The sequence below is a fragment of the Alkalibaculum bacchi genome, from assembly GCF_937875145.1.
Lineage (GTDB): Bacteria > Bacillota > Clostridia > Eubacteriales > Alkalibacteraceae > Alkalibaculum > Alkalibaculum bacchi_A.
This window is the reverse complement of the sequence record NZ_CALNCS010000045.1, coordinates 1-16177: the sequence shown is the minus strand read 5'-3', so window position 1 is coordinate 16177 and position 16177 is coordinate 1. Positions and strand designations below refer to the sequence as shown.

The window sequence follows — 16177 nt, the reverse complement described above, 5'->3', positions numbered from 1 at the left end:
TCTTCTTGCTCTTCACCTATCAATTCATCTATATCTACCATAGCATGATTACAAAATCTATCATCAAAATCAAGTACATAGACCACTCCACCTGACATACCAGCTGCAAGATTTCGTCCTATCTTGCCTAAAATCACGACCCTACCACCTGTCATATACTCACAGCCGTGATCTCCTACTCCTTCTACAACCGCATGAATTCCGCTATTTCGTACGCAAAACCTTTCTCCAGCTACACCACTAATATACGCCTCTCCACTAGTTGCACCGTAAAAGGCAACATTTCCGATTATAATATTTTCTTCAGGCTTAAAATCGCAAGCTTTGGGAGGATAAACGATAATTTTACCACCAGACAAGCCTTTTCCAATATAATCATTGGCATCTCCTTCTAAAGTGAGGGTCATTCCCTTTGGTATAAAAGCACCAAAACTCTGACCCGCAGATCCTACAAAAGTTAAATCAATGGTATTTTCAGGTAAACCTTCTGCACCAAATTTCTTTGAAATTTCACTGCCTACCAGTGTTCCTACCACTCGATCTGTATTACGGATTTTTAACTTGCTTTTAATTGCTTTCTTATTTTCTAAAGCAGGCTGGCACATTCTAAAAAGTTTCTTCATATCTAAAGAGTATTCAATGGAATGGTTTTGTGTTGTAGTGCAATGTCTGTTGTAAGAATTCCCCATATAGGGTTGATATAGGATATTTGTAAAATCCAATCCTTTTGTTTTCCAATTTTTCATGGATTCTTTGATTTTTAATCGATCGGACCTGCCAACCATCTCATCTATAGTTCTAAAGCCTAGCTTTGCCATAATCTCACGCAATTCTTGTGCAATAAACTCCATAAAGTTCACAACGTACTCTGGTTTTCCTGTAAAATTCTTTCTCAGTTCTGCATCTTGAGTTGCAACTCCTACTGGACAAGTATTTAGATCACATACCCTCATCATAATGCACCCTAGGGCAATAAGTGGAGTTGTTGCAAAGCCGAATTCTTCTGCCCCTAAAAGAGCTGCAATGGCTACGTCTTTACCTGTAAGGAGTTTACCATCTGTTTCTAAGCGTACCCTGTTTCTAAGTTTATTTAGTAGCAGGGTTTGATGAGTTTCTGCAAGCCCTAGCTCCCATGGCAAACCAGCATTACGTATACTTGTTCTTGGTGCTGCACCCGTTCCTCCGTCATAACCACTAACTAATATGACATCTGCTTTTCCCTTAGCAACACCAGCAGCTATGGTTCCTACACCTACTTCAGATACTAATTTAACATTAATTCGAGCATCTCTATTGGCATTTTTTAAATCGTGAATTAGTTCAGCTAAATCTTCAATGGAATAGATGTCGTGATGAGGTGGTGGTGAAATTAATCCTACTCCTGGAGTAGACTGTCTTACCTTTGCAATCCATGGATATACTTTCCTTCCTGGTAATTGTCCTCCTTCACCTGGCTTAGCTCCTTGTGCCATTTTAATTTGAATTTCTTTGGCATTGACTAAATAATGACTTGTAACGCCAAATCGACCTGATGCAACTTGTTTAATAGCGCTACACTTTGAATCTCCGTTTTCCATCGGAGCAAATCGTCTAGGGTCTTCTCCACCTTCTCCAGTATTGCTCTTTCCACCTAAACGGTTCATGGCAATTGCTAAAGCCTCATGGGCCTCTATGCTAATAGAACCATATGACATTGCTCCTGTTTTAAATCTCTTTACAATTGAGCTAACGGGTTCAACCTCTTCGATAGGAATAATATCACTTCCTGAAAAGTTAAAATCTAGAAGCCCTCTTATGGTGTATACATTTTCTTGATTGATTATTGTAGAAAACTGTTTAAACAAATTATAATCACCTGTTCGAACTGCCTTTTGAACCATATAGATAGACTCTGGATTGTACATATGCTTTTCTCCATCGTCTTTATTTTGAAAGTATCCACCAACTTCCAATGTATCCGTATAAGGTGAATTTTCGTTAAATCCGCTTTCATGCCTCATTTTATTTTCTTGTGCGATTTCCTCAAGTCCAATGCCTTCCATTCTACTAGGGGTAGCTGTAAAATACTTTTCTATTACAGATCTGTTCATTCCAACAGCTTCAAATATTTGAGCTCCATGATAACTTCTCATAGTGGAAATGCCCATTTTTGAAAGAACTTTCATAATTCCCTTTATTGCACTTTTAATGTAATTCTTTTCTGCAGTTTTATAGTCTATGCCTTCTAATAATTCTTTTTCGGCATAGTCACTTATGGTTTCAAAAGCCAAGTAGGGATTAATAGCACTTACGCCATAACTAATTAATAAGCAGAAGTGGTGCACTTCACGAGGTTCTCCAGATTCAAGAACGATTCCTACTTTTGTTCTAATTTCTTCTCTAATTAAGTGATGATGTAAGCCAGAACTTGCGAGAAGTGCTGGAATAGCAGCTCTGTGTTCGTTAACGCCTCGATCGCTTAAGACGATAATATTGGCTCCATCTAAAATGGCTTTATCGGCTATTTTAAAGATCTTTTTCATAGTCTTTTCTAAACCAAAAGCGCCTTCTTCAGGATCATATAGTATGGAAATAGTAACTGCTTTTAGGCCCTCATCTTCTAGACCCTTAATCGTAGCCATTTGCTCATTTGTGATAATTGGATTATCTAGTGCAATTGCTTTTGAATGATCGCATTGTGACTCTAAAATATCACCTAATGTTCCCGCTAAGACTTTACTTGAGGTTATCAGATCCTCTCGTATTCCATCGATTGGCGGATTGGTTACTTGAGCAAATAGCTGTTTGAAATACAAATAAAGCATTTGTGGTTTTTCAGAGAGTACTGCAAGGGGCGAATCCATTCCCATAGCTCCTATTGGGTCATTACCGTGTATAGCCATGGGGATTACTGTCTTCGTCACATCTTCGTGGGTATATCCAAAGGCTTTTTGTCTTTTTAACAAGCTCGTTTCTTCATTCATTAATGGCTCTTTGCACACTAGCAAATCTTCTATATGTACTACATGATTTTTCGCCCATATTTCATAGGGACTTGCTTTAGAGATGCTTTCTTTAATCTCTTCGTCTGAAATAATGCGCTTTTCTTTTGTATCAATTAAAAGCATCTTTCCTGGTTCTAGGCGACCCTTGTACTTTACGTTTTCAGGATTTATATCCATAACGCCTACTTCAGAAGCCATAATTACTTTCTCATCTTTCGTAACATAATACCTTGACGGTCTTAAACCGTTTCTATCCAAAATTCCACCTATGATTTCACCATCTGTAAAACCCATTGCTGCTGGTCCATCCCAAGGCTCCAATAAAAAGTTATGGTATTCATAAAAGGCTCTTTTCTTTTTGTTCATTTGGGAATTTTTTTCCCAGGGTTCTGGAATCATCATCATAACAGCATGTGGTAAAGATCTCCCTCCTAAATATAAGAACTCTAAACTATTGTCAAACATGGCCGAATCACTACCACATTCATCAACAATGGGAAAAACTTTCTCAATATCGTCACCAAACAGAGGAGATTTTAAGCCCTTTTGCCTTGCTCTCATCCAGTTTACATTTCCTCTAATGGTGTTAATCTCCCCATTATGGACCAGATACCGATTAGGGTGTGCCCTTTCCCAACTTGGAAAAGTATTCGTGCTAAATCGAGAGTGAACCATAGCAAGTGCTGAAGTAAAATCTAGATCAGCTAAATCTAAGTAGAATTCTCGAAGCTGACCAGCTGTTAACATCCCCTTATAAACTAAGGTTTTACAAGACAAACTGGCAATATAAAAGGTACCACCTTTGCTCTCACATAAAGGAGCAATTGCTTTTTCTGCTCTCTTTCGAATCACGTATAATTTTCGTTCAAAATCCATATCCGTAAGCAGATCTTCATTTTTTTCAATAAATACTTGAATAAATCTGGGCATTGCTACAATTGCAGTCTGACCTATAGATGACTTATCGATAGGAACTTCTCGCCAACCTAGTATTTTCTGTCCTTCTTCTTTAACAATATCTTCAAATGTCTTTTTTTGTACCTCTCTAAAATTATCGTATTTATGAGCAAAAATCATGCCAACAGCATAAGAGCCTTTTGGTGGTAAATTAAACCCTAATACATCACATTCTCTTTTAAAGAAAGTATGTGGAATTTGAATTAAGATTCCAGCTCCATCGCCTGTGCACTCATCTGCCCCGCTTGCACCTCTATGATTTAAATTTTCAAGTACTGTCAAAGCATCATCAATAATGGAATGAGATTTTTCGCCCTTTATATTAACGACAAACCCCATACCACATGCATCATGTTCATATCTTGGATCATATAATCCCTGCTTTTCAGGCAACCTATCTAGCATTTTTTTCACTCTCCATTGTCTAATTATTTTGAATATTTATTTAATTCTGAAAATTATTTTTCAATTATTATAGAAATCAATATCTTAAAAACTTGTGATTCATATATCTAAATTCCTATTTACAAATGACTTTCTGAGAAACAATATCAGAATAGATTTCAAGCCCCTCTGTTTTTGCAATGTAAATTACATCTTTTACGGATGCCTCTTTATGAAGAATCTCTTCTAAATAATTCTTTGAATCCATTAAGTAATTTGGATTGTAGATTACATTTTCATAGCCATCAAAAATGGCAGCATAGAAGATATCCGACTCCACTAAATCTTGAAAAAAGTGGCTTCCAAAAGATAATTCTGGCATAAGACTACCCGATTTATATGCCACTTCGCATATAACAGATGCGTTGCATATCTCAGCAAAACGAACAGGCACCCCTAAAGAGGGTGTGGTGGTTCCCCACCTTCCAGGACCAACAAGCATTACTTTTTGATCCTTTAGTTCACTATTTATGGTACCAATAACTCTAGCTACATTGTATTTTTCATCTTGGCGAAGTTCGATATAAGCCTTAGAATCTACTAAAACCACATAATCTACAGGTATTCTTACATTTCCACCCATAAAATTGCCACTAAAATGAAAGAAACAATCTTTAACTTCTTTAATTACAGGCATCTCTACAGCTTTGCCAAGGCCTTTCGTTTGTAGAGGTCGACATTGTACAAGATTGATTTTATAATCACCTTCAGCTGTAAAATTTGCTGTAAATTCAATATCTACAGGATAATCATACTTATCAGAAAGCAAGCGGAGCATCTCTTTCATTACACCAGGAAAAGTACTTTCTTTTAAAAGCTTATCAAATCCTAAAATATACATTTGTTTGTTTTGGATTCCCAATTCCTTCATTCTTTTCATTGCCATATCATCTTGCTTTGCAAAGAGATCTTTGCTAGTGCCAATATCTAAAGTCATAATTTTCTCTAAAGGCTCAGTGGTTAAATTGTTGTTTTTTAAATAAAGTACATCTACTTTTCTTTGAGAAAATCTGCCTTCATCCTCATAATATACTAGGGGGGTTTGCTCTGGTTTATCTAGTGGAACAAGACGTGGATAGTCACCTATAATTCGGTCTACTGCTCTAGTACCCATACCAAATACAAGCCTTAGCATCCCCGCATCCACATCCATATTCTTATCCCATACATAAATGTTGGAAGAATTACCCACACCTGCAATATGTGGAAAAAAATAATCTCCATGATAATCCCCTGAAACTCTTTGGACAAGAAGCGCCATTTGTTCATCTTTATAAAAGAGCCCTCTCTTAAGGCGATAAGCTAGGGCATCATCGTTTAAAGTGCTAGCATAAACTGTTCTCACTGCATTAGCAAATTCCTCATATCTTTGTTGGGGACTCCCTTGATTGACGCAAAATACGCTTTCGTATTTTCCTGCAAAAGCATTTCCAAAGTTATCCTCTAGTAGAGAGCTAGACCTTACAATAATTGGCGACTGGCCAAAATACTCTAACATTTGTTGAAATTTTTCTCGAATATTTTCTGGGAATTTTCCTGTAAGAATTTTTTGTCTCATTTCTTCCGCGTACTTAAAATAACCTGATATTTTCTTTTGTTTCGTTCTAAGTTTCCATAGATTATTTTGTACGATATAGGTGTAGAATATATCTGATCCCAAGTAAAAAGAATCATGTAATTCCATTTTTCGATTAAGGCTTTCTTCTCCATCTGTTTCGAGTATTTTTCTAGCCAGAAGCATTCCCACCGACTTGCCACCTATAAATCCAGTGCCGATTTGTCTATTGTGAATATTAAGCAAATCGTACAGCGTAAAGTACTTTTTTGCCAAGGTTGTGATGCGGCGTTCTCGACCAATGAGCAAGCTGATTAATATATTTTTCGTTTTATGCTGTTCCAATTGAGAAAGAAATAAAGTATCTTTTGCATCCTTAAAAATTCTATCCCAGTAGTCTATTCTTTCCTCTTGAATGCTCGTATTTTTAAAAATAGCTGATAAATCCATACTAGAAGTAATTGGAAGAAACTCCTCGTCTTTTGACCTATGCGGCATAAACATTGCAGGCGTATATCTTTTTGATACTTTTAAAGGGTGTACATAGTATTCTCCTTTGATTTGATAGAGGTCTAATAGCACTTGAGTGGTCTCTCGTATTCTAGCAATAGTGGCATAGGTGTGGGTATTTCTCATGATTGCAAAATAGGCCACTGTATTTAGCTCATGAAGATAAGGACATGTAATCTTGAAGAAATTACCAATCATTAAATCCGAGTGCCAATCTCTTAAGAGTTCACTAAGGCAATCAAATACATAAAAAACTTCCAGTCCTTCTTCTGTGATAATATCATGAACTTTGGTTCCAAAGGATTCAAATCCTTCATTTGCATTTAAGTCATAAATCTTAACTCCATTGGTGTCATCAAGTAGGGATTCCTGATCTGAAAAGCGCATATAAACGATTTTTCTCTTATCCTCTCTCCCTTGGCGAATAAAGGGTTTAACAAAATGTCTATAATCTTCAGCAGAATCCACTTGCCAGACTACATTGTCTCCAAGTCGAAGCATATCAATGGTTTTATCAAAACCATTAATCCCAGTGCTGACTTTATCAAATAATATGCAATAATTCTTTATGATAATCACCCCTTTTCATAGGAATTAGGCTTGTCAAATCATTTTTAGACCTTGTTGCACTTTAGTCGCTAGCATAAAAGTATTCCTTTTGGGTCAAGATCCTTCGCTTGCGCTCAGGATGACTAGCAAGAGCTAGCACTCTCCTATTAAACAAAAAATGGCGCTCAAATCATTAATATGATTTAAGCGCCATTGCTTAACTTTTTATTACTCTTTTAATAAAAGACATTTTATTATAAAATATATTATTCGTCAATACCTTTTTTCGTTAATTTTTTTAATATTTTTTTGAAAACTTATTATAGAATTTTCACATCATATTGCCTTAACCAAAAATCAATTTGAGTTAAAAGGGCCATAATTTGAGGACCAGTCATAAGTTGCCCATACCACGGAACTTTAAAATTTTCTCCATTGCTTGCTGCAATTTCTTTTACATAGGGCACATCAATTAAGTTTAAAATTGGAGAATTTTTGTCTTCTAATATTTTTATAAGCTTTTCTCTAACGTGACTGGTATAATGGGGATGATGCGTTTTTGGGTAGGGGCTCTTTTTTCTTTCCGTTATTTCTTTAGGCAAAAAATCTTTCATGGCATCTCTAAGCAAGCCTTTTTCTCTGCCTGCCATTAGCTTATATTTAGCGGGTATATTATAAGCGTATTCTACCAGTCGATAATCTGCAAAGGGCACTCGCACTTCCAAGCTGGTTCTCATGCTCATTCGGTCCTTTCGGTTTAACAAGGTCAGCATAAACCACTTAATATTGAGATATGTCATTTCCCTTAGTTTAATATCTTCTATTGGATCATCATCAAGTTTTGATACTTTTGATAAAGTGTCTTTAAATTTAGAATGAACATACTCCTCTATAGGTAATTTCTTATAAGAATGGTTCAAAATATTTTTTCGATACCCTACAGATTTCGACCAGGGGAAAGTGTCTGCATAGAGATCTTCTTTATTTGTAAACCAAGGATAGCCACCGAAGATCTCATCCGCACACTCACCTGATAAAGCTACTGTGGAATATTTTCGAATCTCTTTACAGAACAAGAGCAAAGACGAATCTACATCTGCCATTCCTGGCAAATCCCGCGCTATAACAGCTTCTTCAAGAGAATGTACTAAATCACTCTGAGAAAGTATAATATTGGTGTGATTTGACTTTAGAAACTTATGCATTACATCAATGTAATATTCATCAGAATTTGGTTGATAATAACTGGATTTGAAAAATCTCGAATTATCTTTATAGTCTACAGAAAAAGTATTCAACTCATCCACATAATGAGAAGCTACTGTAGAAATAAAACTAGAATCAAGCCCTCCAGATAAGAATGTACAAATAGGAACATCGCTAATTAATTGCCTTTTTATGGCGTCAACGAGAAGAGTTTTTGTATGATCTACAATGTCCTCAAAGGATTCGTTGTTTTCTCTAGCTTCTAATTTCCAGTATTCCTTTAAAGTAATCCTACCATTAGAGAACAAAAGTGAATGAGCAGGAGGAACTTCTAGAATATTCTTAAAAACGCCAGAACCCAAATCTGTTGCAGGACCTAAACCGATTAGCTCCATTATTCCCTCTTCGTCTAATTCTCTTCGAACATGAGGATGAGCTAAAAGAGCTTTAATTTCCGAAGCGAATATAAGTGAAGAGCCTTTTTGAGTATAAAATAGAGGCTTTACACCTAAATGATCCCGAGCCAAAAAAGCTTTATTATTATGTTGATCAAATACGCAAAAGGCAAAAATTCCGTTAAAATGATTTACACAATCTTCCTTCCAGTGTATATAGGAGGTAAGCAACACTTCTGTATCGGAATAAGACTGAAAGGTATAACCAAGGTCTTTTAATTCTCTTCTTAGATCTTCCGTATTGTACAACTCTCCATTATAAACAAGTGTATATTGACTATTTCCTATGGTTTTATTCATTGGTTGTAGCCCACCTTCAGGGTCGATTACGATCAGCCTTCTATGACCCAAAAGAGCATGTTTATGTATAAAAGACCCAGAATCATCTGGCCCCCTATAAGATAGAGTCTCCATCATTTTATGAATAACCGGTAGGTATGATAATAAATCTTCATTCGTATTAATCCATCCAACTATGCCACACAAAAGCTATCACCTCACATGAAATCACTATTTTTTTCAGTATATGGAGGTTGATATATTTTTGATACACATTTTTTGTTATGAAGCCTTATAAACTCCAGACCCAAATCCGATCAAATCATAATCCTCTATCATTACTCCCTTGGACTCTTTTAAACCTAGTAAATCTGCATCGATCTTATTAGCTAGTACTCTAGCTATTTTTTCAGTATTATTCTTATAAACAGAATCGTATATGATTAAAGATTTCATAAATAATATTTCCTTTCAAGCTCTTACTATATCTCTATTATAAAATATAATTATTTTTCTATTACTTTATCATAATAATATCTAATTTACTATATACTAAAATAAGCTCCCTCTCTTTTTTTGAGAAGAAGCTTATTTTGGTGGAGGCGGTGGGAATCGAACCCACGTCCGAAAATGCATTCACAGGAGTTTCTCCGAGCGCAGTCATTGCTTTAGCATTCGCCCTTGAAGTCGCTCAATGACAAGCTACTTCGCAGACTAGTTCCGATTATTCGCCCTTAGGTCGGAACATCCCTAAAAGCGGTTCCCCACTAATTTGGCGCCCGAGTCCTTAGTCGTGGGTCTCTAAGGTCGGACGAGCAGCAACTAGGCTGCTAACGCGTAAGCGTTGTTATTTTCGTTTGCGTTTAATTTTATATGCCACTTTTAACGATGCTTGGCGACATCGACTCGCTACTCCTGCTTCAACACCCCCGTCGAAGCCATTGCGCCCCCATTTTTTTGAGCAACCAGCCACCAAAAAGCAGCAACCAGTTTTAGGGTCTTATTATGCTACTTTTTACTAGTAGTCATTTCATTTAGAATACTATTTACTAAACCTTTTAGCATTCTTTCTGTTTCACGAATGCTCGCCATAAGTATATCATATTCTTTAGAGTTCATATAGTGTAAATGATTGGTAATAATAAAATAATTTGGGGGTTTCAGCCCTATTCTACTTCACGACGTACAGCCCGCTGAATCCTGCGTTCTGCGTCCTTAGATGCTATATCGTGTCTCTTATCGTGGAGTTTTTTCCCTTTGGCTAGGGCTAGTTCTATTTTTACTTTACTATTTTTTAGGTATACACGTAGCGGTACTAAGGTGTAGCCTTGTTGTTGCCTTAGACCAATTAGTTTTCTGATTTCTCTTTTGTGTAGTAATAGTTTCCGAACCCTTAGAGGGTCCTTATTGTATATGTTCCCCATTTCGTATGGGCTAATATGCATATTATAAACAAAGACTTCGCCATTTTTGATATCTGCATGAGATTCCTTTAAATTGATTTTTCCCGCTCTAATGGACTTTACTTCAGTACCAAACAACTCTATGCCGGCTTCATAAGTATCCTCAATGAAATACTCATGTCTTGCTTTTTTATTTTGAGCGATTACTTTTATTTCACTATTTTTCAACAGTACACCCCTCACTTGCGGCAGCTTTACAGTGCGTTTTTTATTATATACAGATGAATATAGGCGAACAAAATTGTCCGCCTGTAATTATTATCTATAAATCAATATTGACCATTATTTGATTCATCCTCAATGGTTATATTATTATAATCTATTTCTTCATCTTTGTCAACTAACAGAAAATCGATCTGCCTAGTGGTCATATCTACCTTGTGAACGACGATTTCTACTTTATCACCTAATTTATAGGTTTTTCTTGTATGTTCACCTATAAACCTGTGTTTTTTGTCATCGTAAATATAGTAATCATCATCTATTGTCTGAACTCTTACAAGGCCTTCTATTGTATTTTCTAATTCCACGAAAAATCCAAAGGATGTTACACTAGAGATAATTCCCTCAAATTCTTCTCCAATCTTAGTAAGCATATATTCGCATTTCTTTAAATCATCTACATCTCTTTCAGCTAATTCAGCTCTTCGCTCTCTTTGAGAACACTGCTTACTAATTTCGCCTATTTTCTTTTGTAATTTTTCAATTCTCTTATCCGTCAATTTGTTCTCTAACATTTCACTGATAATACGGTGAATGATCAAATCAGGATATCTTCTTATCGGCGAGGTAAAATGGGTGTAGTATTGTGCAGACAGCCCAAAGTGACCTAAGTTTTCCTCATAGTAACGAGCTTGTTGCATAGACCTTAATGTCAATCTACTTATGAGAGCTTCTTCTTGTTTTCCAGATACATCTTCTAGCAGTTTTTGCAGTGCAGAGGGATGAATAGTGTCCTGATAGTGAATACGATAACCAAAGGTTCGAATAAACTCGCTTAATGCCTGTATTTTTTCGGATTTAGGTTCCTCATGAACCCGATATACAAAGGGCAGTTGTGTCCAAAACATATGCTCTGCTACTGTCTCATTACATACCAACATAAACTCTTCGATCAATCTATGAGAAATCGTTCTTTCTCGAAGCTCTACGCCTACAGACTTACCCTTTTCATCCAATAAGATTTTTGATTCAGGGAAGTCAAAATCAATAGCGCCTCTCTTCATCCTCCTCTTCTCACGAAGAATTTGCGCCAACTCTTCCATAGACTTAAAATCTTCTACTAAATCTTTATATTTCTCTTTTAGCTCTTCATTATCGTGAACTAATATCTCTGTCACATCATCGTAAGTCATTCTTGAATTTACATTGATAACGGATTTAAAGATATCGTGTTGTACTACTTTTCCATCCTTGTCAATTTCCATCTCACAGCTAAAAGCTAAGCGATCTACCTTTGCATTCAAGCTGCAAATCCCATTAGATAATTCTCTAGGAAGCATAGGAATAACTCGGTCTAATAAATAAACGCTCGTACCTCTATCGAATGCTTCTTTATCGATATCGCTTCCTTCAGTAACATAGTTGCTTACATCAGCAATATGAACCCCTAATTTGTAATGTCCATTAGGCAATTTTTGAATAGACACTGCATCATCCAAATCCTTTGCATCTGCACCATCTATAGTGACCATTTTCATCTGCCTTAGATCCCGTCTATTCGCTATTTCTTTCTCCTCTACAATACTCGGTATATTGTGTAATTGAACTTTCACCTCATCAGGAAAATCATCTGGTAAATTGTGCTCTCGTACTATAGATAAAATATCAATACCGATATCTTTTTGATGACCTAGTAATTCTACAATTCTACCCTCTGGGCTCCGGTTCGCACTTGGCCACACCGTAATCTCAACTACAACTTTATCACCTGTTTTTGGCGTTTCATGACCATTTTTAGGTATATAAATGTCTCGGAAAATCTTTTTATTATCCGGTACAACAAAACCAAAATTTCGGCTGTCCTCATAGGTACCGACTATTAGCTGAGACTTTCTTTCTAAAATCTGAATAATTTCTCCTTCTGCGCTTTTATTGTTTCCAGATTTTCGTTCTATTTTTACAAGGACTTTGTCTCCATCCATCGCTCCCATTAAGTCAGCAGGGCTTATAAAAATATCTGTGCCAAATATATTGTCATCAGGAATAACAAAGCCAAAACCCTTAGCATGACCTTGCAAGGTCCCTGAGACGTATTTATTCGGATCAGGTAAGATATACTTGCCTCTTTTATTCTGCATTACCTTATTTTCTTCTAATAGAGCATGTAAAATATCTTTAAGAGCCTTCTTCTCTTTTTTATTATGCAAACCAAATAAATAAATCATATCCTTATATCCCATAGCTTTATAATCTTCGTGATTCATTAGAGCTAGTACATTTTCTTTTGAAATCAAAATTTCCCCTCCTTATTCCCATACTTTTATCACTCTTTTATTTATAATAAACAACTATCTCTAAGACTAGTTTTAATAACTAAAGACCATTACTATTTTATTGTATTTATTATTTATTAAATGTATAAACAATATACAAAATAATTTGAATAGAAAGAATAATAGGCACACCATATTTAAAGATTGTTTTTTTTGTCTTATGATGAAAACTATGCATACCAAACCATATGCCCAGACTACCCCCCATTACACTTAAGCCAAGAAGAACCTTTTCACTTATTCGATACTCTCCCCTTATAGCTCTTTTTTTATCTGCATACATGAATAAAATGCTTACTACATTTACTATAAACAAATAATAAATAATCTCTCTCATAATTTTCCAACTCCCTAGACCATTATACCTTTCGTACGCTTTACGCACAATTGAAAATTTACAATTGAGAATTAAATACACTTAGGTGTGACCTTGAGGGTCTTAAGATCCTTCGGCTAAAGCCTCAAGATGACATGTGCAGGCGCTAGGGTCAAAATGCAAAACATCAAAAAAGATTAAGCCTCAACACGAAAGTCCTACTTCAACTAAAGTCATTCTTGAGCGAAGCGAAGAATCTACATTACCTGGCCTTTCGGCGAGTGTGGTTTTCCCGTCCAACCGTCCAACGAACCAACCGTCCAACGAACCAACCGTGCAACCATATAGCTTTTGCTGACCACCTTACCACCTGTCCTTAAAAAAAATACCTTCCAGAAGAAAATCATTCTCCCAGAAGGCATTCTATTCAATGTGCTATTTACTTATAAAAACAATGGTGCAAATACTAAAGATACGATAGTCATCAATTTGATTAGGATATTTATAGATGGACCAGATGTATCTTTGTATGGGTCCCCTACAGTATCGCCGACTACAGCTGCTTTGTGAGCTTCGCTACCTTTTCCACCGTGTGCTCCACCTTCGATGTACTTTTTCGCATTATCCCATGCTCCACCAGAGTTTGCCATTTGAATCGCTACTAGAACACCTGTAACAGTTGCTCCAGCAAGAAGTCCACCTAAGGCATTTTTACCTAATATAAACCCTACTGCTAATGGCACAACTACTGCTATTAAACCTGGAACAACCATCTTCTTTAATGCAGCTTTTGTAGAAATATCTACACAAGTAGCATAATCTGGTTTTCCTGTTCCTTCTAAGATACCTGGGATTGTTCTAAATTGTCTTCTTACTTCTTCAATCATTTCGTTAGCTGCCTCTCCAACAGCTTCCATTGTTAATGCTGAGAATACATATGGCAACATTCCACCTATAAACATACCTGCAATTACAATTGGATCTAAAATATCAATTGTTGTTAGATTTACAGCTTCCGCATAAGATACGAATAAAGCTAATGCTGTAAGTGCCGCTGAACCAATGGCAAATCCTTTACCAATAGCTGCTGTTGTATTACCTACTGAATCTAATGTATCTGTGATTTTTCGAACAGCTGGATCTAGTTCTGCCATTTCAGCAATACCACCTGCATTATCCGAAATTGGACCATAAGCGTCAACTGCAATGGTTATACCTACTATTGAAAGCATACCTACAGCTGCAAGAGCAATACCATAAAGACCTGCAAACTTAAATGCAATTAATACTGCTACTACGATAAGTACTACAGGAATAGCTGTTGAGTACATTCCTACAGCAAGACCGCTAATAATATTTGTAGCTGCACCTGTCTCTGATTGTTGTGCAATTTTTTGTACTGGTTTGTAGTTATCAGAAGTATAGTATTCTGTTACTACACCAATAACAATACCTACTGCAAGACCTGCTACAATAGCGATAAATTCATTAATTCCATCAAAAAAATATCTACTTAAGAAAAAAGCCCCTGCAATGGTGATAATTCCTGCAACATAAGTTCCTGTATTAAGAGTTTTGTGTGGGTCTGATTTTTCATCTCCCCTTACAAAGAATGTTGCAACAATAGAAGCTAGAACCCCTAACGCTGAAAGCACTAATGGAAAAGCTACTCCACTTACTCCATATGTTACAGCACCTAAAGTAAGTGCTGAAATAATAGAACCTACATAAGATTCGAATAAGTCTGCACCCATACCTGCAACGTCACCAACATTGTCTCCAACATTGTCAGCGATTACAGCAGGGTTTCTAGGATCGTCTTCTGGAATACCTGCTTCTACTTTACCTACTAAGTCAGCGCCTACATCTGCTGCTTTTGTATATATACCGCCACCAACTCGTCCAAATAAAGCCATAGAAGAAGCCCCAAGACCAAAACCTGTGACAATAGTAGGATCTTTAAAAATAATATAAAGTGCACCAACTCCTAATAATCCTAAACCTACTACACACATTCCCATAACTGCTCCACCGGAAAAGGCAATGCTTAATGCTTTGTTCATTCCACCTTCTCTAGCTGCATTAGCAGTTCGAACATTTGCTTTTGTAGCAACTTGCATGCCGAAGAACCCTGCTAAAATGGAACAGATTGCTCCTAAAACAAAACAAATCGCAGTGTATAAACCTAATCCTGGCGTTACTGCTAAAATTAATGTTGCCACTACAATGAAAACAGCCATATACATGTACTGTCTACGCAAAAACGCCATGGCGCCATCGTGTATATAGGAAGCAATCTCCTTCATTCTATCTGTTCCAGCGTCTACCTTGTCTACTTTTCTAGCGAGGTATAGAGCAAAGAGAAGGGCGACTGCGCCTACATTTGGTGCTGAATAAATAGTCCACTCCATAATATAATTCCCCTTTTAATAATTTATTTTAAGGTTTACTCCCTGGATATTAATGCAAACACATGCACTTTTGTACTTTAGCTTATTACTAAGATAGAGTTTTTAAGTTTGTATTAAATAAGTTCGTAAACCTTTTCAAACGAAGCATAAAGATACCACTAACACTTTATTGATTTCACGTTAGTGGCTTATCTTTGCAAAATTATAACAGCGAGTTTATAAATGCAGATAACATGAAAACTGCAGCAGAAATCTTTGTCAATTTTTCAAAAATAGCGTCATAACCTCTACTTTTTTTCTTACCATAAAAACCTTCCGCTCCTCCAGCAATAGATCCGGACAAACCAGCATCCTTACCAGATTGCAACATTACACTTGCAATTAACACAATACTCGAAATAACCAATGCTATTAAAATAAAAGTTTGCATGTCACACCTCTTAACCAATTGTTTAACAATAACATTTTAACATAGGGTAAAAAAGATAGCAAGAGAAAGAATATAATCGCTCACGGTAATCGCATGAAGGATTACTCTTCTTAAACATTTTGA

At 36.3% G+C, this 16177-nt stretch carries 9 protein-coding genes and 1 other RNA gene; all 10 read right to left on the bottom strand.

The window, feature by feature from the left end; all coding sequences use genetic code 11:
* Window positions 1-4346, bottom strand: a 4346-nt coding sequence (gltB, locus tag Q7P22_RS02910; protein WP_303860412.1) for a glutamate synthase large subunit, incomplete at its 3' end; no start/stop codon positions are given.
* Between the two features lie 115 nt (window positions 4347-4461).
* A complete protein-coding gene (locus tag Q7P22_RS02905) occupies window positions 4462-7029 on the bottom strand; it encodes a PEP/pyruvate-binding domain-containing protein (protein WP_369695480.1) in 2568 nt (855 codons plus the stop codon).
* 290 nt (window positions 7030-7319) lie between these two features.
* Window positions 7320-9146 (bottom strand): asparagine synthase (glutamine-hydrolyzing), encoded by a 1827-nt coding sequence (gene asnB, locus Q7P22_RS02900; RefSeq protein ID WP_303860409.1) that lies wholly within the window; start codon window positions 9144-9146, stop codon window positions 7320-7322.
* Between the two features lie 75 nt (window positions 9147-9221).
* On the bottom strand, window positions 9222-9395 hold the full coding sequence (locus Q7P22_RS02895; protein WP_303860407.1) for a hypothetical protein: 174 nt from the start codon (window positions 9393-9395) through the stop codon (window positions 9222-9224).
* A gap of 138 nt (window positions 9396-9533) precedes the next feature.
* Window positions 9534-9890: a transfer-messenger RNA gene (ssrA, locus tag Q7P22_RS02890) on the bottom strand.
* A 215-nt stretch (window positions 9891-10105) separates the two neighbouring features.
* A complete protein-coding gene (gene smpB / locus Q7P22_RS02885) occupies window positions 10106-10570 on the bottom strand; it encodes an SsrA-binding protein SmpB (RefSeq protein ID WP_303860404.1) in 465 nt (154 codons plus the stop codon).
* Between the two features lie 101 nt (window positions 10571-10671).
* A complete protein-coding gene (gene rnr, locus Q7P22_RS02880) occupies window positions 10672-12858 on the bottom strand; it encodes a ribonuclease R (RefSeq protein WP_303860401.1) in 2187 nt (728 codons plus the stop codon).
* Window positions 12859-12967: 109 nt separating this feature from the next.
* On the bottom strand, window positions 12968-13234 hold the full coding sequence (locus tag Q7P22_RS02875) for a DUF1294 domain-containing protein (protein ID WP_303860399.1): 267 nt from the start codon (window positions 13232-13234) through the stop codon (window positions 12968-12970).
* A gap of 422 nt (window positions 13235-13656) precedes the next feature.
* Complete coding sequence (locus tag Q7P22_RS02870) at window positions 13657-15624, bottom strand: sodium-translocating pyrophosphatase (RefSeq protein WP_303860396.1); 1968 nt, start codon at window positions 15622-15624, stop codon at window positions 13657-13659.
* A 202-nt stretch (window positions 15625-15826) separates the two neighbouring features.
* Entirely contained in the window at window positions 15827-16054 is a 228-nt protein-coding gene (secG, locus tag Q7P22_RS02865) for a preprotein translocase subunit SecG (RefSeq protein ID WP_303860393.1), read from the bottom strand.
* Window positions 16055-16177 lie beyond the last annotated feature (123 nt).

Excerpts from the sequence above, each read along its gene's own strand:
- Q7P22_RS02895 (WP_303860407.1), bottom strand. The coding sequence starts at position 9,395 with ATGAAATCTTTAATCATATACGATTCTGTTTATAAGAATAATACTGAA.
- Q7P22_RS02875 (WP_303860399.1), bottom strand. The coding sequence starts at position 13,234 with ATGAGAGAGATTATTTATTATTTGTTTATAGTAAATGTAGTAAGCATT.
- Q7P22_RS02870 (WP_303860396.1), bottom strand. The coding sequence starts at position 15,624 with ATGGAGTGGACTATTTATTCAGCACCAAATGTAGGCGCAGTCGCCCTT.
- secG (WP_303860393.1), bottom strand. The coding sequence starts at position 16,054 with ATGCAAACTTTTATTTTAATAGCATTGGTTATTTCGAGTATTGTGTTA.